At 72.9% G+C, this 25,955-nt stretch carries 3 protein-coding genes; all 3 read right to left on the reverse strand.

Annotation, left to right across the window (positions count from 1 at the left end; genetic code table 11):
• Nucleotides 1-3 precede the first annotated feature (3 nt).
• The 3 genes from R2B38_RS46155 to R2B38_RS51435 all read right to left on the reverse strand — a co-directional run bounded on the left by R2B38_RS46155 (nucleotide 4) and on the right by R2B38_RS51435 (nucleotide 25,948).
• The gene (locus R2B38_RS46155; protein ID WP_411978651.1) at nucleotides 4-12,561 is read right to left on the reverse strand and encodes an SDR family NAD(P)-dependent oxidoreductase; all 12,558 of its coding nucleotides are present in this window, start codon (nucleotides 12,559-12,561) and stop codon (nucleotides 4-6) included.
• A 2-nt stretch (nucleotides 12,562-12,563) separates the two neighbouring features.
• Complete coding sequence (locus tag R2B38_RS51430; protein WP_411978652.1) at nucleotides 12,564-16,154, reverse strand: type I polyketide synthase; 3,591 nt, start codon at nucleotides 16,152-16,154, stop codon at nucleotides 12,564-12,566.
• A gap of 80 nt (nucleotides 16,155-16,234) precedes the next feature.
• Nucleotides 16,235-25,948, reverse strand: coding sequence for a type I polyketide synthase (locus R2B38_RS51435; protein WP_411978653.1), 9,714 nt, complete (start codon nucleotides 25,946-25,948; stop codon nucleotides 16,235-16,237).
• Between the last annotated feature and the right edge of the window lie 7 nt (nucleotides 25,949-25,955).

Below are 25,955 nucleotides of genomic sequence, written 5' to 3' on the forward strand. Positions count from 1 at the left end.
TTCTCAGGAGATTCCGAGTTCGTCGTTGATGAAGTCGAGAACCTCATCGGCGGAGGCGGACTCCAGTTGCTCTGCCACTGTGGAGTTCTCCGTCTGTTCGCCGAGTCCGTTGAACTTCGCCATCAGCCCCTGGAGTCGGAGCATGACGCCGGTCTTCTTGGCCTCGTCGGAGAGCAGTCCGGTGATCAGTGATTCGATGTCTTCGATCTTGGAATTCACCAGCGACAGTGCGTCGTCGGTGGTCCCCAGCTCGCCGTGCAGATAGCGGGCGAGCGCCAGCGGGGTGGGGTAGTCGAAGACCACCGTCGCGGCCAGCTTGAGGCCGGTGACCTCGCGCAGGCGGTTACGCAGTTCGACCGACGTGAGCGAGTCGAAGCCGGCGTCCTTGAACGCCGTCTCCGCTCCGACGTTCGCGACCCCGGTGTGGCCCAGCACGTTCGCCACATGGCCGCGGACCAGGTCGAGCAGCAACGCCTCCTGCTCCTGCGGCGCGAGGCCAAAGAGCCGGCGGGCCAGCCCGCCGTGGTCACCGGAGGCCGAACGGGCCGTCTGGCGACCGGAATTGACCAGTCCGCGCAGGAGCGGCTGCGTCGGCCGGCCCGCCGCCGCGTCGGCGCGCAACGCCCGCAGGTCCAGCTTGATCGGCACCGCCAGGGCGGTGGGACTCCGCAGCGCCGCGTCGAACAACCGCATGCCCTCCGCGGGAGCGATGGGCAGGACACCGCCGCGGCTCATACGTGCCTGGTCGGCGACGCCCAGATGCGCGGTCATACCGCTGGCCTGCTCCCACAGACCCCAGGCGAGTGAGGTACCCGGCAAGCCGGCCGCCCGGCGCCGGTGAGCCACCGCGTCCACGTAGGCATTGGCCGCCGCGTAATTGCCCTGACCGGCAGAACCGAACAGACCCGACGCGGAAGAGAACACCGCGAACACCGACAAGTCCAAGCCCCGGGTCAACTCGTCCAGATGACCCACGGCCGCCACCTTCGGCCCGAACACAAACGCCAACCGCTCCGGCGACAGCGCACCGATCACCCCGTCGTCCAACACGCCGGCCGTGTGCACGACCCCGGTCAGCGGATGCTCGTCACCGACCGAGCCGAGAAGCGCGGCCACCGCATCCCGGTCAGCGACATCACACGCCGCCACCCTCACTGACTCGGCACCCAACTCCCGCAGCTCGGCGACCAGTTCCGCCGCACCCTCGGCCTCCGCACCACGCCGACTCGCCAACACGAGCTGCCGGATGCCGTACTCGGTGACGAGGTGCCGGGCCACCAACGCGCCCAACGACCCCGTACCACCCGTCACCAGCACCGTGCCCCCGACAACCGGAGCAAGGCCCCCGACCGACTCGGTGACGGCGGCACGCACCAGACGCGGGACGGCCAACGTCGTGCCACGGACCGCGAGTTGCGGCTCACCGATGGCCAGGGCCCGTCCCAGGACCGTGGTGAACGGGTCCTCGGAGGCCGGGTCCAGGTCGAGCAGGACGATCCGGTCAGGGTTCTCCGCCTGGGCCGTGCGGATGAGACCCCACACAGCTGCCGCCGCCGGATCGACGACATCACCCTCAACACCGGCAGGAACAGCACCCCGAGTCACCACCACCAACGGCGAGTCCTCGAAGACCTCCCCCGCCAGCCACGCCTGCACAACACCCAACACCCTGCCCGTCAGCGCAAGCACCTCACCGACACCGTCAACCCCGGCACCGAAGGCCTCCACAACAGCCACAGCCGGAACATCAACGACCAAGGCATCCACATCCCCGGCCGACTCGACCAGTACCCACGAAGGCTCCGGCTCCGCCACCACCCGCGGCGTCGCCGCCAACTCCGTCCACTCCACCGCGAACAGGGCATCCCGACTGCCATCGACCACCGCGGTGTCCAACTGCGCCACGTCCACCGGCCGGAAGGTCACCGATTCCACGGTCAGGACCGGGCCGCCGGTCTCGTCGACGGCGGTCAGCGACCGAGCGTCCTGGCCCTGCGGCGCGATCCGCACCCGCAGGGAGGAGGCTCCGGCGGCGTGCAGCACCAGCCGGTTCCAGGCGAACGGCAGGACGTTGTGCCCGTCGTCCGACTGTGCGAACGCCTCCGTGTGCAGTGCGGCGTCCAGCAGGGCCGGGTGGAGGCCGAACCGGGCGGCGCTGTCGCGCAGTTCGTCCGGCAGCACGACCTCGGCGAACAGTTCCTCGCCACGCCGCCACACCGCCCGCAGACCCTGGAAGGCCGGGCCGTACGCGTATCCGTGGCCGAGCAGTTCCTCGTAGAACCCGGCGACGTCGAGCGGCACTTGCTCCGCGCCGGCCGGCGGCCAGACGGAGACGTCGAAGCCGGCCGTTTCCGTGCTCCCGGCCGAGGCCGCTCCCAGGGTGCCGGTGGCGTGCCGGGTCCAGGCGTCCGCGCCGATCTCGCCACCGTTGTCCTCGCGTGCCGAGTAGACGGCGACAGTGCGCGTGCCGTGTTCGTCGGGGCCGCCGACGGCGACCTGGACGCGGACACCGCCCTGGGCCGGGACGACCAACGGCGCCTCGATGACCAGTTCCTCCAGCATCCCGGCGGCCACGACATCTCCGGCGCGGACGGCCAGTTCGACCAGTCCGGTACCGGGGACGAGGACGACCCCGCCGACAGCGTGGTCCGCGAGCCAGGCATGCGTACGCAGGGACAACCGCGAGGTGCACAGGACACCGCCGGTCTCCGGCACCTCGACCACGGCGCCCAGCAGCGGGTGATCGGCGGTGGACTGGCCGAGCGACACCGCGTCGGCCGCCGGAGCCAGTTGGAGCCAGTAGTGCTGGTGGTCGAAGGCATACGTCGGCAGGTCGAGGTGCGAAGCACCCGCAACCGGCAACACCCTTGGCCAGTCGACCGAACCACCGCGAACAAAGACCTCGGCGGTCGCCGTGAGGAGGGACTGCGCCTCGGGACGACCGTCGCGCAGAGCCGCGACACACGACGCCCGTTCGCCAGCAGACTCCGCCACCACACCCGACAAGGCCGCACCCGGGCCCAGTTCAACGAAGACGACGTCCCCGTCACCGGCCGCCGACGCCACACCGTCGGCGAAACGCACCGGACGACGGACATGATCCACCCAGTACTGCGGGTCCGTGAGCTGACCAGGCTCCGCATGCCGTCCCGTCACGTTGGACACCACCGTGAACTCCGGCTCCGACCACGTCACTTGGGACAGCGCGGCGGCGAACTCGTCGAGCATCGGCTCCATCAACACCGAATGGAACGCGTGCGAGACAGTCAGCCGCTTCGTCTTACGGCCCTGCTCCGCCAGCTTCGCCGCCACCGCCAGTACAGAGTCCTCGACACCGGAAAGGACCACGGACGCCGGGCCGTTGACCGCCGCCAGGCCCACACCCTCACCCAGCAGCCCAGCGACCTCCGCCTCCGACGCGGCCACCGCCACCATCGCACCACCCGACGGAATTGCCTCCATCAGCCGACCCCGAGCCGCCACCACCACCGCCGCATCCGCAAGCGACAACACCCCCGCCACATGCGCCGCCACGATCTCACCGATCGAATGACCCATCACCGCATCCGGCTTCACACCCCACGACTCGACCAGACGGAACAGGGCAGTTTCCACGGCGAACAGGCCCGCCTGCGTAAACACCGTCCGGCTCAGATCACCAGCTTCGCCGAGGACGACATCCCTGACCGAATGGTCCACCCAGCCCGACAACTGCCCGTCCAGCGCCGCACACGCCGCGTCAAAGGCCTCCGCGAACACCGGATAGCGCGTATACAACTCACGCCCCATCCCCACCCGTTGCGAACCCTGACCCGGAAACACCACCACCGTGCGAACCGAGCCCCCGTCGCTCCCCTTGACCACAACAGGACTCGACTCACCCCGCGCCAGCGCGCCCAACCCAAGAAGCGCGTCCTCACGCGAACCGGCAACCACCACCGCACGCTCCGACAACACCGCCCGCTGAGCCACCAGCGCACCCGCCACGGTGCCCAACGGCACCTCCTCGCCCAACTCCACGAAGGACGCGAGCCGTTCGGCCTGCCCCGCCAGCGCACCGGTGCTCCGCGCCGACACGACCAGCGGCACCACACCGTCGACGACGTCCGGTGTCGGCACGGGCTCGGGCTCCGACGCGGCCGGCTCGGGCGCCTGCTCCAGGATGATGTGCGCGTTCGTGCCGCTCACGCCGAAGGCGGAGACGCCCGCCCGGCGCGGCCGGCCGTACTCCGGCCACTCCCGGGCCTCGGTCAGCAGCTCCACCGCACCCGCCGACCATTCGACCTCCGTCGACGGTTCGGTGACGTGCAGGGTGGACGGCAGGACGCCATGCCGGAGGGCTTCCACGGTCTTGATCACACCGGCGACACCGGCGGCGGCCTGCGCGTGCCCGATATTCGACTTGACCGAGCCCAGCCACAGCGGCCGGTCTTCGGGCCGGTCCTGCCCGTAGGTGGCGAGCAGTGCCTGCGCCTCGATCGGGTCGCCGAGGACGGTCCCCGTGCCGTGCGCCTCCACCGCGTCGACATCGGCCGTCGACAGGCCGGCGTTGGCCAGTGCCTTGCGGATGACGCGTTGCTGCGAGGGTCCGTTGGGCGCTGTCAGGCCGTTCGACGCGCCGTCCTGGTTGACCGCCGAGCCACGGATCACCGCGAGCACGTGGTGCCCGTTGCGCCGGGCTTCCGAGAGGCGCTCCAGGATCACGACACCGGCGCCCTCGGCCCAGCCGGTTCCGTCGGCGGTCGCGGAGAAGGCCTTGCAGCGGCCGTCGGGCGACAGTGCCTGCTGGCGGGAGAACTCCACGAAGGTGTACGGGTTCGCCAGGACGGTCGCACCGCCGGCGAGCGCCATCGAGCACTCGCCCTGACGCAGCGCCTGGGCGGCGAGGTGGATGGCGACCAGCGAGGACGAGCAGGCCGTGTCCACGGTCACCGCCGGGCCCTCGAAGCCGAACACGTAGGAGACCCGGCCGGAGGCCACGCTCCCGGCGGAACCGGTCGCGGTGAAGCCGCCGAGTTCGGCCGGGACCTCGCCGCCGAAGCCGTATCCCTGGGTCATCACGCCGGAGAAGACGCCGACATCGGTTCCCTTCAGGGTTCCCGGGTCGATCCCGGCGCGCTCCATGGCCTCCCACGAGGTCTCCAGGAGCAGCCGTTGCTGCGGGTCCATGGCGAGTGCCTCGCGCGGCGAGATCCCGAAGAATCCCGCGTCGAACAGGCCCGCGTCGTAGAGGAAGCCGCCCTGGTCGACGTACGAGGTGCCGACCCGGCCGGCGTCGGAGTCGAACAGGCCGTCGAGGTCCCAGCCGCGGTCGTCCGGGAATCCGGACATCGCGTCCCGGCCCTCGCTGACCAGCCGCCACAGGTCCTCGGGGTTGGCCACTCCGCCCGGCAGACGGCACGCCATGCCCACGACGGCGATCGGCTCGTCGGGGTCGGCGACCGCCACCGAGGGAGCGACCCGTGCGGCGGTGGCCGCCGGTATGTGGCCGAACGCCTCGTGCAGGTGGCGGGCCAGGGCGAGCGGCGTCGGGTAGTCGAAGACAACGGTCGTCGGCAGGCTGAGGCCGCTGGCCTCGCGGACCCGGTTGCGCAGTTCGACGGAGGTGAGCGAGTCGAAACCGGCGTCCTTGAACGCCTTCTCGGGCCGTACGTCGTCGGCTCCGGCGTGCCCGAGGACGGTCGCCACCTGACCGCGGACCAGGTCGAGCAGCAGCGCCTCCTGCTCCTCGGGCGTGAGCCCGGCCAGCCGGTCGGCGAGGCCGCCGACGCCGCGCTGTGCGGTGGCCGCGCGGGCGGTCTGCCTGCCGGTACGGACCAGGCCGCGCATCAGCGGCTGCACCGCGCCACCGGACGCGGCGTCGGCGCGGGCGGCTCGCAGGTCGAGCTTGATGGGGACGACGAGCGCCTGTTCGGCGTGGAGGGCCGCGTCGAAGAGGGCGAAACCCTCGGCCGGGGTGAGTGCCTGGACGCCGCCGCGGCTCATGCGGGCCTGGTCGAGTTCGCTGAGGTGGGCGGTCAGACCGGTGCTCTGCTGCCACAGGCCCCAGGCCATCGAGACACCGGGCAGACCGGCGGCCCGGCGGCGGGCCATCAGGCCGTCGAGGAAGGAGTTGGCGGCCGCGTAGTTTCCCTGACCGGCCGATCCGAAGAGCCCGGCGCCGGAGGAGAACACCGCGAAGGTGGTCAAGCTCAGATCGCGCGTCAGTTCGTGCAGGTGGCGCACGGCGGTGACCTTGGGGGCGAAGACGCCTTCGACGCGTTCCGGCGTCAGCGCGCCGATCACCCCGTCGTCCAGGGCACCGGCCGTGTGGACGACACCGGTGAGAGGGTGCTCGGCCGGTACGGCCGCCAGCAGTGCCGCCACGGCGTCCCGGTCGGCGACATCGCACGCGGTGACCGTCACCACGGCGCCGAACTCGGTGAGTTCGGCGACCAGTTCGGCCGCGCCCTCCGCGGCGGGTCCGCTGCGGCTGACCAGCACGAGGTGCCGTACACCGTGCTCGTCGACCAGGTGCCGCGCGAGCAGGGAGCCCAGGGAGCCGGTGCCGCCGGTGACGAGGACGGTGCCCTCGGGGTCGAAGGCGGCGGGGGTGTCGGAGGTGGCGGCTTTGGTCGTGTCGCGGACGAGGCGGGGGGCGCTGAGCAGCTGGCCGCGGGCGGCGAGCTGGGGTTCGCCGGTGGCCAGGGCCGCGGCGAGGACCGGTTCCATCTCGATGCCGGTGACATCGAGGTCGGAGTCGGCGGCGGTGTCCAGCAGGACGATCCGCTCGGGGTCCTCCGCCTGGGCGGCCCGGATCAGGCCCCAGACGGCGGCGCCGGCCGGGTCGGTGACATCGGCGTCGCCGCCGACGGGCATCGCGCCCCGGGTGAGGACGACCAGCCGGGAGGCGGCCAGGCTCGGGGCTGCGAGCCACGCCTGGACCATGGACAGGATCCGGTTGGTCAGGGGCAGCGCGTCATCGCCGTCGCCGCTGCCGAACGCCTGTGCCACGGCGACGACCGGGGTGGTGACGTTGGCGGCGAGGATCTCCACCTCGTCGGCGTGGAACAGCGGCACCCACGGCGGCAGCGTCTCCGTGCTCGGGGCCGGTGCGGGCAGTTCGGCCCACTCCACCCGGAACAGTGAGTCGTGGCCCGGGCCCGCGACGGCCGCCGCGGCGGAGAGCTGTTCGGCGGTGACCGGCAGGAAGGAGAGCGCGTCGAGTGTCAGGACGGGTGCACCGGTCTCGTCGGCGGCCGTCAGCGACAGCCGGTCGGACCCGGCCGGCGCGAGCTTCACCCGCAGCGCCGAGGCGCCCGTGGCACGGAGCGTCAGACCGGTCCACTCGGCGGGTTGCCACAGGCGCTGCCCCCCGTCCGTGGCCATCGTCGCGTCCGGGCCTGTGCCCGCCCCGTTCCCACCCGCGTCGGTGCTCAGGTCGACCGCGGCCGCATGGCGCAGGCCGGAGTGGAGAGCCGCTTCCAGGAGTGCCGGGTGCAGCCCGAAGCGGCTCGCGTCGCCGCGCTGCTCGTCCGGGAGGGCCAGTTCGGCGAAGACATCGTCACCGCGCCGCCACAGCGCCCGTACGCCCTGGAAGACCGGGCCGTACGCGTGGCCGAGCCGGAACAGGTCGTCGTAGAGCTCGTCGACGCTCGTGGGCCGGGCTCCCGTGGGCGGCCAGAGGGCGAGGTCGTCGTCGGCCGTGGGGCGGTCGGCGGCCGCGGTGGAGAGCCGTCCGGTGGCGTGGCGGGTCCAGGCGTCCGCGCCCGTGTCCTCGGCGGCGTCCTCGCGGATCGAGTAGACGTCGATCGTGCGGGCGCCGTCCTCGGCGGGTCCGCCGACGGTGACCTGGATGCGGACACCGCCCTGCTCGGGCAGCACGAGCGGCGCCTCGACGACCAGTTCGTCCAGCGTGCCGCAGCCGACCTCGTCACCGGCACGAACGGCCAGTTCGACCAGCGCGCCGCCAGGCACGACGGCCATGCCGCCGATGACGTGGTCTGCGAGCCAGGGGTGGCTGCGCAGCGACAGGCGGGAGGTGAAGGCCAGTCCGTCCGACTGCGGCAGCCGGACCACCGCGCCGAGCAGCGGGTGGTCGGCGGCGGCCTGACCGAGGGACGCGGCGTCGGTCGCGGGTGCGGTCTGGAGCCAGTAGTGCTGGTGGTCGAAGGCGTACGTCGGCAGGTCGACCTGGCCGGCGGATCCCTCGGGGAGCATGCCCGTCCAGTCGACCGTGACGCCCTGGACGAAGAGTTCGGCCATCGAGGTCAGCAAGCGGCGCGGGCCACCCTCGTCGCGGCGCAGCGAACCACCGACAAGCGCCGTCGCGCCCTCGGTATCGACGATCTCGCTGATCGGCTGGACCAGGACGGGGTGGGCACTGGACTCGACGAACACCGTGTGGCCCTCGTCCAGGAGAGCCGCGATCGCGGGACCGAAGCGGACCTGATTGCGCAGGTTGCGGTACCAGTAACCGCCGTCCAGGACATCCGCCTCGCGCACCCACTCACCGGTCACGGTCGAGTAGAAGGGAACCAGGGGCGCCTGGGCGCGGATGTCCGCGAAGGCCTCGCCCAACGTCTCCTCGATCGCCTCGACATGCCGGGTGTGGGAGGCGTAGTCCACCGCCACCCGACGCACCCGCACACCATCCCCGGCAAGGACATCCAGCGCCTCGTCCAAGGCTTCCGCGTCACCGGCGATGACCACCGACGCCGGACCGTTGACCGCCGCCACCTCAACCCGGCCGCCCCACCGCTCCAGCCGCTCAACCGCGTCGGCCTCGGCCAGCGCCACCGAGGCCATACCCCCACGACCCGCAAGACTCCCGGCGATGACTTGGCTGCGCACCGCCACAATGCGGGCAGCGTCCTCCAGCGACAACGCCCCGGATACGCACGCGGCAGCGATCTCGCCCTGGGAATGGCCGACCACCGCATCCGGCACCACACCCACGGACGCCCACACGGCCGCAAGACCGACCATCACCGCGAAGCTCGCCGGCTGCACCACATCGACCCGCTCCAGGAGTTCAGCCGGAACATCACCCCGCAGCACATCCACCAGCGACCAGTCGACCCAACGCTCCAACACCGCACCGCACTCGGCGACCCGCTCCGCGAACACCGGCGAAGAATCCAGGAGTTCACGACCCATACCAACCCACTGCGAACCCTGCCCCGGGAACACCAACACCGTCCGGCCCAAAGCGGCGGTACCGAACGATCCACCGGTGACGACGCCAGGGTGGGACTCGCCGTGTGCCAGGGCGTTGAGGCCTGACAGGGCGTCGTTCCGGGAGGCGGCCACGATCACCGCGCGGTCGGAGAGCAGCGCCCGTCGTGTCACCAGGGTCGCCGCCACGGCCTCCAGCGGCACGGTCTGTGCCGTCTCAGGCGTCTCCTCGGGTGTCTCGACGAACGACGCGAGCCGCGCGGCCTGTCCTGCCAGGGATGCCGCCGAGGCGGCGGACACGACCAGGGGAACCACGCCGTCGGTCGAGGTGGCCGGCGGTGCGGGTTCGTTTCCCGGTGCCTGTTCCAGGATGAGGTGCGCGTTCGTGCCGCTGATGCCGAAACTGGAGATCCCGGCGCGGCGCGGCCTGCCCTCCTCCGGCCAGGCGCGGGCCTCGGTGAGCAGCTCGACCGCGCCCGCCGTCCAGTCGACCTGGGGCGTCGGTTCCGTCACGTTGAGCGTGGGCGGCATGACGCCGTGCCGCAGCGCCTGCACCATCTTGATCACGGCGGAAACACCCGCGGCCGCCTGCGTGTGGCCCACGTTCGACTTGAGCGATCCCAGCCACAGCGGGCGCTCCGGGTCCCGGTCGCGGCCGTAGGTGGCGAGCAGGGCCTGTGCCTCGATCGGGTCGCCGAGTTCCGTGCCGGTGCCGTGTGCCTCCACTACGTCGATGTCGGCCGCCGCGAGGCCCGCGTTGGCTAGGGCCTTGCGGATGACACGCTGCTGCGAGGGGCCGTTGGGCGCCGTCAGGCCGTTCGAGGCGCCGTCCTGGTTGACTGCCGAGCCGCGCACGACCGCGAGCACCCGGTGTCCGCGGCGGCGGGCCTCCGAGAGGCGTTCCAGGACGACGATGCCGACGCCCTCGGACAGGATGGTGCCGTCGGCACCGGCCGAGAACGCCTTGACCCGGCCGTCGGCGGCGAGGCCGCGCTGCCGGGACATGCCGCGCAGGCCGATCGGCGAGCCCATGACGGCCACTCCGCCGGCCAGGGCGAGCGAGCACTCGCCCTGGCGCAGTGCCTGGGCGGCGAGGTGGATGGTGACGAGGGACGAGGAGCAGGCGGTGTCGACGGTCACGGACGGGCCCTCGAAGCCGAACGCGTACGAGACCCGGCCGGAGGCCACGCTGCCCGCGGTGGCCGTGGTGACGAACCCTTCGAGTTCGTCGGGCATGTTGCTGAGGGACTCGACGTAGTCGTGGATGGAGACGCCCGAGAAGACGCCGATGTTGTCTCCGCGAGCGGAGCGGGGATCGATGCCGGCGCGCTCCAGGGCCTCCCACGAGGTCTCCAGCAGCAACCGCTGCTGCGGGTCCATGGCGAGTGCCTCGCGCGGTGAGATCCCGAAGAAACCGGCGTCGAACTGGGCGGCGTCGTGCAGGAATCCGCCCTTGTGCACATAGGCCGTGCCGGGCTTGTCCGGGTCGGTGTCGAACAGGCCGTCGAGGTCCCAGCCGCGGTCGTCGGGGAGGGCCACCATGCCGTCGCGGCCCTCGGCCACGAGGCGCCAGAGGCCGTCGGGGTCGTCGACGCCGCCGGGCAGGCGGCAGGCCATGCCGACGATGGCGATGGGCTCGTCGGGGTCGGCGGTCACGACGGTGGAGAGGGTGGTGGCGGCGCCCGCCGTGTCGTCGCCGAGTTCCTCTCGCAGATAGCGGGCGAGTGCCACGGGGGTGGGGTAGTCGAAGATGAGGGTGGCAGGGAGCTTGACGCCGGTGGCGGCGCCGAGCCGGTTGCGGAGTTCGACGGCGGTGAGCGAGTCGAAGCCGATCTCGCTGAACCCGCGGGTGCCCTGGGCGAGTTCGGCGGCGTTGAAGCCGAGGACCGCGGTGGCTTCGGCCTGCACGATGCCGAGGAGGACGCCTTCCTGTTCCCCGTCGGGCAGTCCGGCGAGGCGGCGGACCAGGTCGCTGCCATCGCCGGCGCCGGCACGGGCGAGGCGGCGGCCGGTGCGCACCAGGCTGCGCAGCAGGTGCGGGACGGTGCCGCCGGAGGTCGCGTCGGCCCGCAGGGACCTCAGGTCGAGCTTGATCGGCACGAGCAGGGCGTGTTCGCCTCGCAGGCCGGTGTCGAGGAGGGCCAGGGCCTCGGCGGGGGCGAGCGGCAGGACGCCGCCGCGGCTCATGCGGGCCTGGTCGGTCTCGCTGAGGTGGGCGGTCAGGCCGGTGCTCTGCTGCCACAGGCCCCAGGCCATCGAGACACCGGGCAGACTGGTGGCCCGGCGCTGGGCCATGAGGGCGTCGAGGAAGGAGTTGGCAGCCGCGTAACTGCCCTGGCCCGCGGAGCCGAGCAGTGCGGCGGCGGACGAGAAGACGGTGAACGACGCGAGCCCGGGGGCGAGTTCGCGGGTCAGTTCGTCCAGGTGACGGACGGCGGTGACCTTGGGGGCGAAGACGCCTTCGATACGTTCCGGCGTCAGCGCGCCGATCACCCCGTCGTCCAGGACGCCGGCGAGGTGGACGACACCGGTGAGAGGGTGCTCGGCCGGTACGGCTGCCAGGAGCGCTGCCACGGCGTCCCGGTCGGCGACATCGCACGCGGCCAGCGTCACCAGCGCACCGGACTCGGTGAGTTCGGCGACCAGTTCGGCCGCGCCCTCCGCGGCGGGTCCGCTGCGACTGACCAGCACGAGGTGCCGTACACCGTGCTCGTCGACCAGGTGCCGGGCGACCATGGCGCCCAGGGAGCCGGTGCCGCCGGTGACGAGGACGGTGCCCTCGGGGTCGAAGGCGTACGCGTCCCCGGCCTCGGCCTGTGGCTCGGCGGGTGCGGCGGTCGCGCGCACCAGGCGTGGCGCGGACAGGGCCGTGCCGCGGACGGCGACGAGGGGTTCACCGGTGGCGAGTACGGGCCCGAGGACGGGACCCGCTCCGGCGGAGCCGGCGGGGTCGAGGTCCACGAGCACGATGCGGTCGGGGTTCTCCGCCTGGGCGGCGCGGATCAGGCCCCAGACGGCGGCGCCGGCCGGATCGGTGACATCGGCGTCGCCGCCGGCGGGCACCGCGCCCCGGGTCGCGACGACGAGGGGCACGGCGTCCAGGCCGGGCGCGGCGGCCAGCCACGCCTGGATCACGGCCACGACGCGGGTGGTGAGGCCGAGCGGATCCTCGCCGTCTCCGGTCGTCGCCGTGAGGACGGCGACCGGCGGCAGGGTCTCGCGTGCGGCGAGCGCCGTCACGTCGTCGGCGGTGGCGAGCGGCGCCCAGGAGGCGGGCGCGGCGGCGCCCTCGGGAGCGGGCAGCGGGGTCCACTCCACGCGGAACAGCGAGTCGCGGCTGTCCCGGCCGGCCGCTCCGGCGTCCAGCTGCTCGGCGGTGACCGGCAGGGACACCAGCGAGTCCATGGTCAGGACGAGGTCACCGGTCTCGTCGGCGGCCTGGAACGAGAGGGCGTCCGGGCCGCTCGGGGCGACGCGTACCCGCAGGGCGGAGGCGCCCAGGGCGTGCAGGACGAGGCCGTTCCAGGCGAAGGGCAGGACCTTGCGGTCGTCGTCGGGATTGGCGAAGGCGTTGGTGTGCAGGGCGGCGTCGAGCAGGGCCGGGTGGATGCCGAACCGGTCGGCGTTCTCCCGCTGCTCGGGCGGCAGCGCGGCCTCGGCGAACAGTTCGTCGCCGCGCCGCCACACGCCGCGCAGTCCCTGGAAGGCCGGGCCGTACGCGTATCCGCGGGCGACCAGGTCGGAGTAGAAGTCGTCGATGGCGACGGGCTGCGCACCGGCCGGGGCCAGGCGGCGAAGTCCACGGCGGGCTTCGGGTCGGCGACCGGGGCGGCGATGGAGAGCAGGCCGGTGGCGTGCCGGGTCCACTCCCCCTGGCCAGCCTCGTCGGCGGCCTCCTCGCGGAGGGAGTACACGTCCACGGTGCGCGAGCCGTTGGGGCCGGCACCGCCGACGGCGACCTGGACGCGGACGCCGCCCTGCTCGGGGAGCACGAGAGGTGCCTCGATGACGAGTTCCTCCAGGACGGCGCAGCCGAACTCGTCGCCGGCGCGGACCGCCAGATCGACGTAGACGGTGCCGGGCACGACGACCACGCCGCCGATGGCGTGGTCCGCGAGCCAGGGGTGGGTGCGCAGGGAGAGCCGGGAGGTGAGGACCAGGCCGTCGGACTGGGGCAGCGGGACCACCGCGCCGAGCAGCGGGTGGTCGGTGCCGCTCAGGCCGAGCGAGGCGGCGTCGACGGCGGTGCCGGTCAGCTGGATCCAGTAGTGCTGGTGGTCGAAAGCGTACGTCGGCAGGTCGATCCGTCCGGCGTCGGGACCGGCCGTGAGGATGCCGCTCCAGTCGACGTGGACGCCGCGGACGAAGAGTTCGGCCATCGAGGTGAACAGGCGGCGGGTACCGCCCTCGTCGCGGCGCAGGGAGCCGGTCACGACGGCGTCGGCGTCGGCGCGGTCCACGATCTCGCTGATCGGCTGGACCAGGACGGGGTGAGCGCTGGACTCGACGAACACCGTGTGACCCCCGGCCAGAAGGTCAGCGATCGCGGGGCCGAAGCGGACCTGCCGACGCAGGTTGCGATACCAGTAGCCGCCGTCGAGGACACCCGCCTCGCGGACCCATTCGCCGGTCACGGTGGAGAGGAACGGTACGGCGGGGGCCTGGCTGCGGATGTCGGCGAAGGCTTCGCCCAAGGTCTCCTGGACGGCTTCGACATGCCGGGAGTGCGAGGCGTAGTCGACGGCGACACGGCGCACACGGACGCCCTGGTCCTCCAGCGCGTCGAGGGCCTCGTCGAGGGCTTCGGCGTCACCGGCGATGACGACGGACGCCGGACCGTTGACCGCCGCCACCTCCACCCGGCCCGCCCAGCGCTCCAGCCGCTCGACGACCTCGGCCTCCGCCAGCGCCACCGAGGCCATGCCTCCACGGCCAGCGAGACTCCCGGCGATGACTTGGCTGCGCACCGCCACAATGCGGGCAGCGTCCTCCAGCGACAACGCCCCGGATACGCATGCGGCTGCGATCTCGCCCTGGGAGTGCCCGACCACCGCATCAGGCACCACGCCCACGGACGCCCACACGGCCGCAAGACCGACCATCACGGCGAAGCTGGCGGGCTGCACCACATCGACCCGCTCCAGGAGTTCAGCCGGAGCATCCCCCCGCAGCACATCGACGAGCGACCAGTCGACCCAACGCTCCAACACCGCAGCGCACTCGGCGACCCGCTCCGCGAACACCGGCGAGGAATCCAGGAGTTCACGGCCCATGCCGACCCACTGCGAACCCTGCCCCGGGAAGACGAGGACGACTTTTCCGGCCCCGCCCGGCGTGGACGCGCTGCCGACAGACACCGTGGAAGCGGCCTCGCCGCCCGCCAGGGCACGCAGCCCTGCCAACGCCTCGTCGGACGAGCCGGCCACGACGACCGCACGCTCGCCGAGCACCGCCCGGCCGGTGGCCAGTGCGGCCGCCATGTCGGCGAGCGCGACCGTACCGGAGGCCTCGACGAACGACGCGAGCCGTTCCGCCTGGCCGGTCAGCGAGGCGACCGTGGCCGCCGAGACGACGAGCGGCACCGCGCCGTCGGCCGCGGGAGCCGGAACGGAGTCCGCGGCGGGCTCCTCCTCCAGCGCCTGTTCCAGGATCACGTGGGCGTTCGTGCCGCTGGCACCGAACGAGGACACACCGGCCCGGCGCGGATGGTCGTCCTGGGGCCAGTCCCGTGTCTCGGTCAGCAGTTCCACCGCACCCGCAGTCCAGTCCACCTGCGGGGTGGGCTCGTCGACGTGCCGGGTGGCGGGCATGACGCCGTGCCGCAGCGCCTGCACCATGTTGATCACGCCGGCCACGCCGGAGGCGGCCTGGGTGTGGCCGATCACCGACTTGACCGAGCCGAGCCGCAGCGGCCGGTCCCCGGGCCGGTCCTGGCCGTAGGTGGCCATCAGGGCCTGCGCCTCGATCGGGTCCCCGAGGACGGTGCCGGTGCCGTGGCCCTCGACCATGTCGATGTCGGCCGCGGTGAGGTCGGCGCTCTCCAGGGCCTTGCGGATGACGCGCTGCTGCGCGGGGCCGTTGGGCGCCGTCAGGCCGTTGGAGGCGCCGTCCTGGTTGAGGGCCGAGCCGCGGATCACCGCGAGCACCCGGTGGCCCTTGCGGCGGGCCTCGGACAGGCGTTCCAGGAGGATGACACCGGCGCCCTCGGCCCAGCTGGAGCCGTCCGCGCAGGCCGCGTACGACTTGCAGCGGCCGTCGAAGGCGAGGCCGCGCTGCCGGGCGAAGCCGACGAACCCGCCGGGGGTCGACATGACGGTCGCGCCGCCGGCCAGGGCCATGGAGCACTCACCGCGCCGCAGTGCCTGGGAAGCCAGATGGATGGCGACCAGCGAGGAGGAGCACATGGTGTCGACGGTGACGGCGGGGCCTTCGAGGCCGAGGGTGTAGGCGACCCGCCCCGAGGCGACACCGCCCGCGGTACCCAGGGCGCGCTCCAGGCTGAGGAAGCCCTCGAACCCGCTGAGGTCGGGCGCGTAGTCCTGGTGGACCATGCCGGCGAACACGCCGATGTCGGTGCCGCGCAGCGAGTGCGGGTCGAGGCCGGCCCGTTCCAGGGCCTCCCAGGAGACCTCCAGGAGCTGCCGCTGCTGGGGGTCCATGGCGAGCGCCTCACGCGGCGAGATCCCGAAGAACGCGGCATCGAACTGGCCGGCGTCGTGCAGGAACGCGCCCTCGCGGACGTACGTCGTACCGGGGTTGTCCGGGTCGGGGTGGTAGAGGCCCTCCAGGTCCCAGCCGCGGTCCTCGGGGAAGGTGGTGTAGACGTCGGTGCCGTCGGTCACCACCCGCCACAGGTCCTCGGGGGTACGGATGCCGCCCGCGTACCGGCAGGCCATCGAAACGATCGCGATGGGTTCGGCCGAGGCCTCGGAAAGACGCTGGTTCTCCTGTTGGAGCCGCGCGTTCTCCTTGAGCGAGGCACGCAGTGCGTTGACGATCTGCTCGTCCGGCGCCGTCATCTCGGTACGTCCTCCGTCTTTGCCGCTGTCGGTAAGTCAGGTGTCGGTGAGTCAGGTGCTCAGTTGGCGTGGTTGCCGAGGGCGCGCTGTACGAGGTCGGCGACGTCCATCACGTCGATCAGGTCGGTGTCGGCGGCGGGCGCCGCCGGTGGTTCCGGTTCGGTCGCCGACCCGGGGACGGAGCCGTCCCCGGGGCCCACGAGGGTGAGCAGCGTGTCCAGCAGGCCGGCCTCCCGGAAGCGGGAGATCGGGACCTGCGCGAGTACGCGCCGCAGGTCGTCCTCCCGCCCGTCCAGGTCGTCGTCGCCCGTCTCCGTCAGCAGCTCGGAGCGGAGGAACCCGACGAGGGCGTCCGGCGTCGGATAGTCGAAGACGAGGGTCGCCGGCAGCCGCAGACCGGTGGCCACGTGCAGGCTGTTGCGGAGGTTGACGGCGGCGAGCGAGTCGAAGCCGACCTCCTGGAAGGACTGGAGCGGGCCGATGCTCTCCGCGCTGCTGTGTCCAAGGACGGTCGCGGCCTGCCCACAGACCAGCCGGAGCAGCAGACGGTTCTGTTCGGTCTCGGGGACGTCCTGGAGGGAGTCCACCAGGGACGAGGTGGTGTCGCTGTTCTCGGCGTCGGGCTGGGACGCGCGCAGGGCGGCGGCGGCCTCGGGAAGGTCGGCGAAGAGCGGGCTGACCCGGACGGAGGTGAACGCCGGGATGAACGCCTCCCAGTCCATGTCGACGACCGTCACGGCCTTCTCCCGCGCCTCCACGGCCTGTTCGAAGGCGGTCGTCGCGACCTGCGGGGCCATCGGCAGGACACCGCGGCGGCGCAGCTGGGCGAGGGTCGCCTCGTCCATCCCGGGGCCGGCCTCGTCAAGGGCTCCCCAGGCGATCGAGGTGGCCGCGAGACCCCGGCCGCGGCGCCGTTCGACCAGCGCGTCCAGGACGGCGTTGGCCGCGCCGGAGACGCCTTGACCGCCACCGCCCCAGATCCCGGCGATCGAGGAGAAGACCACGAAGGCGTCGAGCGGGGTCCTCCCAAGGATGTCGGTCCCGGAACCGGTGCCGACCCCGGTATCGGTATCGCTGTCGCCGTCGCTGTTGCTCTCCGTGAACACCTGGTCGAGCCACAGGGCGATGTCGACCTTGGCGGCGAACACCTCGGTGAGGTCGGCGAGGCCGGTGTCGGCCACGTTGCTGGTCCAGGCGGTGTCCGCGGCGTGCACGACGGCGGTGAGCGGCTCTTCCTCCGGGGTCTCGTCGATCAGGCGGGCGAGTGTCCCGCGGTCGGCGTCGGCACAGGAGACGACCGTCGTGTCGGCGCCCATGTCGGCGAGCTTGCCCAGCAGATCGGCGACGGCGTCGGCGGGCGCCTGAGCCGTGGTCGTGACGATGAGACGGCGCACGCCCGACCGGGCGAGCCAGAGCGAGGCGTGTGTGCCGAGGGCCTCGGCACCGCCGGTCACCAGGACCGTGCCCCGGGGCTGCCAGCCACCGTCGGCGGGTGTTTCGGGGGCGGGCTTGCGGGTGAGCCGGCGGCTGTAGACACCGGCGCGGCGGACCGCGAGCTGGTCGTCCCCCGCGGTGCCGTTCAACGCGCCCACGAGGTACTGCGCGGTGCGCGCGTCGGCGGTCACCGGCAGGTCGATCAACCCGCCCCACCGGTCGGGGTGTTCGAGGGCCACGGCGCGGCCCAGACCCCAGAGGGCCGCTTCGCCGGGCGCGGTGACGGTGTCCTGGACGCCGGTGTTCACCGCGCCCCGGGTCAGACACCACAGCGGCCCGTCGACGCCCGCGTCCCCGAGCGCCTGAACCAGCGCGAGGGTCCGGGCAGCGACGGCGGTGGCGTCCCGCGTGCCGTCGAGGGCGAGCAGCGAAAGGACCCCCGCAGGCTCGTACTCGGCCCGCACAGCGCTCAGTCGCTCGGCGAGCCCGGTACGGGTGACGTCGGATCCGGCGATCTCCAGGGGTACGACGTCCAGTCCCTGGGCGCCGAGCGCCGCGAGAAGCCCGGTCACCCGGGAGTCGGCCGTGGAAGGGGACGGGGAGCCGGCCGCGCCCTCTGCCGGGCCGCCCGCGGGCAGGACGGCGAGCCAGCGTCCCGCGGGCACCCCGGTCACCTCGCGCTCCAAGGGCCGCCAGGTGACGGCGTAACGGAGCCGCTCGGCGCTGGACCGCTGGCGCCGCCTGCCGCGCCAGTCCGCCAGCACCGGTACGACGGTGCGCAGGGCGTCGCGCAGACCGGCGGAGTCCGGGGCCAGCAGCCCCGCGAGCGAGTCTGCGTCGGTCCGCTCGACGGCACTCCAGAAGTCCGCGTCGGTGTCTTCGCCCGCAGCGCCGCCGTCGTCGACGCTCTCGACCTCCTGCAACCAGTAGTGACGTCGGTCGAAGGCGTACGTGGGCAGGTCCACGTGCCTCGTACCCGTGCCGGCGCCGTTCGGGAGGACGCCGGTCCAGTCGACGGGCACTCCCCGGACGAACAGTTCGGCCATCGAGGCCAGCAGGCGGCGCTGGCCGCCGTCCTCCCGGCGCAGCGTGCTGCCGACGACGGCGCGGAGCCTGACCGTGTCTTCCGCCTGGTCGACGATTTCGCTGACCGGCTGGACCAGGACGGGGTGGGCACTGGACTCCACGAACACCGTGTGGCCCTCGGCCAGGAGAGCCGCGATCGCGGGACCGAAGCGGACCTGACCGCGCAGGTTGCGGTACCAGTAGCCGCCGTCCAGGACACCGGCCTCGCGGACCCATTCACCGGTCACGGTCGAGTAGAAGGGAATCAGCGGCGCCTGCGCACGAATGTCGGCGAAGGCGGTGGCCAACGTCTCCTCGATCGCCTCCACATGCCGGGAATGGGAGGCGTAATCCACTGCGACCCGACGCACCCGCACACCATCCGACGCCAGGACATCGAGAGCCTCGTCGAGGGCCTCGGCATCACCGGCGATCACGACGGACGCCGGACCGTTGACCGCCGCGACCTCCACCCGGCCGCCCCACCGCTCCAGCCGCTCAACCGCGTCGGCCTCGGCCAGCGCCACCGAGGCCATACCTCCACGGCCCGCGAGACTCCCGGCGATGACCTGGCTGCGCACCGCCACAATGCGGGCAGCGTCCTCCAGCGACAACGCCCCGGATACGCACGCGGCTGCGATCTCGCCCTGGGAATGGCCGACCACCGCGTCGGGAACCACACCCACCGACGCCCACACGGCCGCAAGACCGACCATCACGGCGAAGCTGGCGGGCTGCACCACATCGACCCGCTCCAGGAGTTCAGCCGGAGCATCACCCCGCAGCACATCCACGAGCGACCAGTCGACCCAACGCTCCAACACCGCAGCGCACTCGGCGACCCGCTCCGCGAACACCGGCGAGGAATCCAGGAGTTCACGGCCCATGCCGACCCACTGCGAACCCTGCCCCGGGAAGACAAGCACCGTCCGCCCCGCAGCCACCGCACTGCCACCACCGGTGACAACAAAGGGACTTGCCGCGCCGCGCGCCAGCGCACGCAGCCCCGTCAACGCCTCCTCCCGCGACCCAGCCGCCACCACCGCCCGCTCGGACAGCACCGCACGCCGCGAAGCGAGCGCCAGCGCGATCTCGGGGAGGGCCGTGCTCTCCGCGGAGCCGACGAACGACCCGAGCCGTTCGGCCTGGCCCGCCAGTGAGCCGGCGCTCTTCGCCGACACCACCAGGGGAACCACGAGCGCCGCGTCGCCGTTCTCGGGCACCGGGGTCGCTGCGGCCTCGACGGGCCCCGCGGGATCCTCGGGTGACTCCTCAAGGATCACGTGCGCGTTGGTGCCGCTCGCGCCGAAGGAGGACACGGCGGCCCGGCGCGGCCGGCCAGTGGCCGGCCAGTCGCGTGCCGTCCTGAGCAGTTCGACCGCGCCCGCCGTCCAGTCCACCTGGGGTGTCGGTTCCTCGACATGCAGGGTGGGCGGCAGCACGCCGTGCCGCAGTGCCTCGACCATCTTGATGACGCCGGAGACACCCGCCGCGGCCTGGGTGTGGCCGATGTTGGACTTGAGCGAGCCGAGCCACAGCGGGTGGTCGGCGGGCCGGTCCTGGCCGTAGGTGGCGAGCAGGGCCTGGACCTCGATCGGGTCGCCCAGGGAGGTGCCGGTGCCGTGGCCCTCGACGACGTCGATGTCCTTCGTCGACAGGCCCGCGTCGGCCAGGGCGCGCCGGATGACCCGTTGCTGCGAGGGTCCGTTTGGGGCGGTGAGGCCGTTCGAGGCGCCGTCCTGGTTGACCGCGCTGCCGCGCAGCACGGCCAGGACCGGGTGGCCGTTGCGGCGGGCCTCCGACAGCCGCTCCAGGACGACCACGCCCACGCCCTCGGCCCAGCCGGTGCCGTCGGCGGTCGAGGAGTACGCCTTGCACCGGCCGTCGGCGGAGAGGCCGCGCTGGCGGGCGAACTCCACGAAGGCGTCCGGGCTCGACATGACGGTCGCACCGCCCGCGAGAGCGAGCGAGCACTCGCCGCGCCGCAGTGACTGGGCCGCGAGGTGCATCGCCACGAGCGAGGAGGAGCAGGCCGTGTCGATGGTGACCGCCGGCCCCTCGAAGCCGAACACGTACGACACGCGTCCCGACGCCACGCTCGACGAGGTGCCGGTCATCACGTAGCCCCGGACGTCCTCGGGGACCTGCCGCAGCCGGGTCACGTAGTCGTGGTGGACGATGCCGGTGAAGACGCCGATGTCTCGGCCCCGGGTGGAGGCCGGATCGAGGCCGGCGCGCTCCAGCGCCTCCCACGAGGTCTCCAGGAGCAGTCGCTGCTGCGGGTCCATGGCCAGGGCCTCGCGCGGCGAGATCCCGAAGAGTGAGGCGTCGAACTGGGCGGCGTCGTGCAGGAATCCGCCGACGCGGGTGTAGGTGGTGCCGGGGTGGGTGGGGTCGGGGTGGTAGAGCTTGTCGACGTCCCAGTCGCGGTCCTGCGGGAAGGCGGAGAGCGCGTCGCGCTCCTCGACGACCAGGCGCCACAGTTCCTCGGGGGTGTCGACACCGCCGGGCAGGCGGGTGCTCGTGGCGATGATGGCGATCGGCTCGTCGGGTTCCACGGGCACGGCCGGCACGGATCCGGCGGTTCCGGCGCTGGCGGCGTCCTCGCCGAGGAGTTCCGTGCGCAGGTGTCCGGCGAGGGCGGCCGGGGTCGGGTAGTCGAAGACGAGGCTGCTGGGGAGGCTCATGCCGGTGAAGTCGTGCAGCCGGTTGCGGAGTTTGACGGCGCTGAGGGAGTCGAAGCCGAGGTCCTTGAACGGCTGGTTCACGTCGAGGTCGTCGGCGCCGGTGTGACCGAGGACGACGGCGGCGCTCTCCTGCACGAGGTCCATCAGGACACGCTGCTGTTCGGTGGCGCCGAGCCCGGCGAGCCGGTGGGCCAGCGATCCGCTCTCGGCGGCCGGCCTGCCGACGACCCGACGGACGAGCGGTCCGTCCTCCGTGGTCCGTGCCTCGCGGACGGCGGGGTCGGTGGCGGATGCCGAGGTGGGGTGGCTGTCGGGCCGGCCCAGGGTGAGCGGGCCGAGCGCGGCGACCGGTTCGCCGGTGTGGTCGGCGAGTTCCACGAGGTGGCGTCCGCCCTCGGCAGGTGTGACCCGCATCCGCAGGGCGGTGGCGCCCTGCGCGTACACGGCCAGGTCGGCGCAGTCGGTGAGGTCGAGCCCGCTGTCGCCGGTACGGGCGGCCAGGAGGTGAAGGACCGTGTCGAGGAGCGCGGGGTGGAGGGTGAACCCCGCTGCCTCGTCGGCGAGTTCCGGAGGCAGGATGAGGTCGGCAAAAAGCAGGCCGTCCTGTTCCGCCAGGCCGTGTACGCCTCGTACGCCATGGAGGTCGAGGCGGTCCGCCGGTGCGTCGGCTCCGGTGGCGGGCCAGGTGCGCAGGTCGAAGGAGGGCCTGGGCAGGCCGGGCCGGAGCAGGGCGCGGGCGTGGCACGTCCAGGTGGCGTTCCCGTCGCCGGTCCGCCTGCTGTGGACGGCGACCGGGCGCAGTCCGTCCCGGCCCGGGGCGTCGACATGGACACGGAGCTGGAGGTGGCCGTGTTCGGGCACGGCGAGCGGTGTGTCGACGGTGATCTGTTCGACGGCGCCGCTGCCCGCCTCGGTGCCGGCGTGGACCAGCAGGTCGAGGAGCACGGCGGCCGGAACGACGCCGGTGGCGGGATCGAGGAGCCGGCCGAAGGCACGTCGGTCGGGCCGCCCGGTGAGCACCACACGGGTGCCGCCGTCGCTGGGCGTGCCGGCGTGGTCGTCGTCGGGGATCTCTACGGCCGTGCCGAGCAACAGGTGGCCGGTGGAGCGGGCGCCGAGTGCTTCGGCGTCGATGGCGGTGGTCCCGGGTTCGGCCCAGTACCGCTGGTGCTGGAAGGCGTACGTGGGCAGGTCGGTGCCGATCGCGGCGGCCGGGGTACCGAGGAGGGCCGGCCAGTCGATGTCTGTGCCGCGGACGTGCAGTTCGGCGAGTGCGGTGAGGACGGCGGACTCCTCGGAGCCGTCCTCGCGCAGGGTGGCGAGGCAGCCCCGGTGGTCCGGGCCGAGCGTGCCGAGGGCGAGGGCGGTCAGGCCGCCGCCGGGGCCGATCTCCAGGAAGGTCCCCGCGCCCTGGTCCCGGAGCGTGGCGACCGCGTCGGCGAACCGTACGGCGTGGCGCACCTGGTCGACCCAGTACTCCGGGGTGGCGAAGCGGCCGTCCTCGGCGGGGGCACCGGTGAGCGTGGAGACGACCTTGACGGTGGCCGGACGGGGGTGCAGCCGGGCGACGACGGTACGGAACTCGTCGAGCATGGGGGCCATCAACGGCGAGTGGAAGGCGTGGCTGACCGTCAGCCTCTTGGTCTTCCTGCCCTGGTGGGCCAGTCTCGCCGCCAGCTCCAGGACGGTGTCCTCGGCGCCGGAGAGCACGACGGCGTCGGGTCCGTTGACCGCGGCGACAGCGATCTCGCCCGCGGTCTCGGCCAGCAGCGGCGCCACCTCGGCCTCGGCCGCCTGGACGGCGACCATCGCACCGCCCTCGGGCAGGGCCTGCATCAACCGTCCGCGGGCGGCGACCAGTTCGCCCGCCTCCGCCAGGTCGAGGACTCCGGCGGCGTGGGCGGCGGAGATCTCGCCGACCGAGTGCCCGGCGACCAGGTCCGGCCGTACGCCCCAAGAGGCGAAGAGGCGGAACAGCGCGGTCTCCAGGGCGAAGAGACCGGCCTGCGTGTACAGGGTGCGGTCGAGCAGTGCGGCCTCGGTCGTGCCGGGTTCGGCGAACACCACCTCGTGCAGCGGGCGCGCCAGGTGCCCGTCCAGGTGGCGTTCGACGGCGTCGCACGCGGCCGTGAAGGCGTCGCGGAAGACCGGGTACCGCGCGGCGAGTTCGCGGCCCATGCCGGCCCACTGACTGCCCTGTCCGGTGAAGAGGAAGGCCAGTTTGCCCTCGACCGGGCTGCCGGTGACGGTGATGGGGGTGGGCGTGCCGTTCCCGAGCGCGCGCAGCGCGTCGGCGAGCTGTTCCCGGCCGGTGGCCAGCAGGATCGCCTGGTGGTCGAGCCGGGCACGGGTGGTGGCCAGAGCGTGCGCGGTGTCCGCGAGGGACAGTTCGGGCCGCGCGTCGAGGAAGCGGGCGAGGCGACCGGCCTGGGCCCGCAGAGCCGCCGCCGACCGGGCCGACACGGGCACTGGCACTGGCACTGGCACTGGCAGGAGAGCGGGCGCTGACGGTACGAGGGCCACGGCGGGCCTCCGGTCCGAGGCGGCTGCCGAGCCGATGCCGGCCACCTGGTTCGCGGCGGACTCCGGCACTCCATCGGATCCCTGGTCCACGGCGGCCACCGAGCCGGCACCGGGGGCCGGATCGCCCGCCGACGTCCGCCCGGACGCCGCCATGTCCTCCGCCGGTGCCTGCTGGATCACGACATGCGCGTTGGTGCCGCCGATGCCGAAGGACGAGACGCCGGCGCGCCGCGGGTGCCCGCCCTCCGGCCACTGCCGGGCCTCGGCGAGCAGTTCCACCGCGCCCGCGGTCCAGTCCACATGGGTCGAGGGCCGGTCCACGTGCAGGGTGCGGGGCAGGACGCCGTACCGCATCGCCATGACCATCTTGATGACGCCGGCCACACCGGCCGCGGCCTGTGTGTGACCGATGTTGGACTTGACCGAGCCGAGCCACAGCGGGCGGTCGGCGGGCCGGTCCTGCCCGTACGTCGCGAGCAGGGCCTGCGCCTCGATCGGATCGCCGAGCACCGTACCCGTGCCATGGCCCTCGACCACGTCCACATCGGCCGACGCCAGGCCGGCGTCGGCGAGCGCCGTGCGGATCACCCGCTGCTGTGAGAGCCCGTTCGGTGCCGTCAGACCGTTGGACGCGCCGTCCTGGTTGACCGCGCTGCCGTTGATCACCGCGAGGATCTGGTGGCCCCGGCGGCGTGCGTCGGAGAGCCGCTCGACGAGGAGTACGCCGACGCCCTCCGACCAGCCAGTTCCGTCCGCCGCGTCGGCGAAGGCCTTGCACCGGCCGTCCTGGGAGAGTCCGCGCTGCCGGGAGAATTCGACGAAGGTCTCCAGGCTGCCCATGACCATCACACCGCCGGCCAGGGCCATGGAGCACTCGCCGCGCTGGAGCGCGCGGGTCGCCAGGTGCAGGGCGACGAGCGAGGACGAGCAGGCCGTGTCGACCGTGATGGCCGGTCCCTCGAAGCCGAACTGGTAGGCGATCCGGCCCGACAGGACGCTGCCGGAGCTGCCGGTGAGGCGGAAGCCCTCGACACCGGCCGCATGCTGCGTCCGTACGGTGTAGTCGTGGCTGTTGACGCCGACGAACACGCCGACGTCCTGACCGCCGAGCGCGGTCGGGTCGATCGCGGCGCGTTCGAACGCCTCCCAGGAGGTCTCCAGGAGAAGTCGCTGCTGCGGGTCCATCGCGAGCGCCTCGTTCGGGGAGATCCCGAAGAAGGCGGCGTCGAAGCCGGTCGCGTCGTCCAGGAACGCGCCGTGCCGTACGTAGGTCTTCCCGGCGCTGTCGGGGTCGGCGTCGTAGTGCCGGTCGATGTCCCAGCCGCGGTCGTCGGGGAACTCGCTGACGGCGTCGACGCCTTCGGCGACCAGTCGCCACAGGTCCTCGGGGCTTTCCACACCGCCCGGGAAGCGGCAGGCCATCGCGACGATGGCGATCGGGTCGTCACGGAGGGCGGCGACGGTACCGGTGTCCCGCACTCCGGTGTCCCGCTCCTGTCCGTCGCCCGTCGGCTCGTCGTCGCCGAAGAGCCGTACGCGCAGGTGGGCGGCGAGCGACACCGGCTTCGGGTAGTCGAAGACGATGGTGGAAGAGAGAGGCAGACCGGTCGCCGACGCGAGCCTGTTCCGCAGTTCGACAGCGGTCAGTGAGTCGAATCCGGTGTCCTTGAAGGCGCGGTCGGCACGGACGGCGTCGGGCCCGGAGTGGCCGAGGACCTGGGCGGCGCTCCGGCGGACCAGGTCCACCAGTGCCTCGGTGCGCTCCCGTGTGCCCAGGCGGTCGAGCCGCTGCCGCAGGGAGCCGGCGTCTGCCGCCCGCACGGCCCCGGCCGTCGGCCGCGGGGTGGGTGCGATGCCGCGCAGCAGGGGTACGACGGGAGTTCCGGCGCGGGCGGACGCCCGCAGGGCGGGCAGGTCGAACCGGGCGGCCACGAGGGCGGCGGGTATCTCGTCGCCCGACCGCAGGGCCGCGTCGAGGAGCGCCATGCCCTCGGCGGCGGAGAGTCCGACCATCCCGAGACGCCGGGTGCGGTGCAGGTCCGCGGCACCGAGGTGCCGGGTCATGCCGCTG

The organism is Streptomyces sp. N50, from assembly GCF_033335955.1.
Taxonomy (GTDB): domain Bacteria; phylum Actinomycetota; class Actinomycetes; order Streptomycetales; family Streptomycetaceae; genus Streptomyces.

Bases quoted from the DNA above. Each gene is read 5' to 3' on its own strand.
- R2B38_RS46155 (WP_411978651.1), bottom strand. From the start codon at position 12,561: ATGGACTCGCTGGTGTCCCTGCCGGTCACCGCCGAGCAGCTGGACGCC.
- R2B38_RS51435 (WP_411978653.1), bottom strand. From the start codon at position 25,948: ATGACCCGGCACCTCGGTGCCGCGGACCTGCACCGCACCCGGCGTCTC.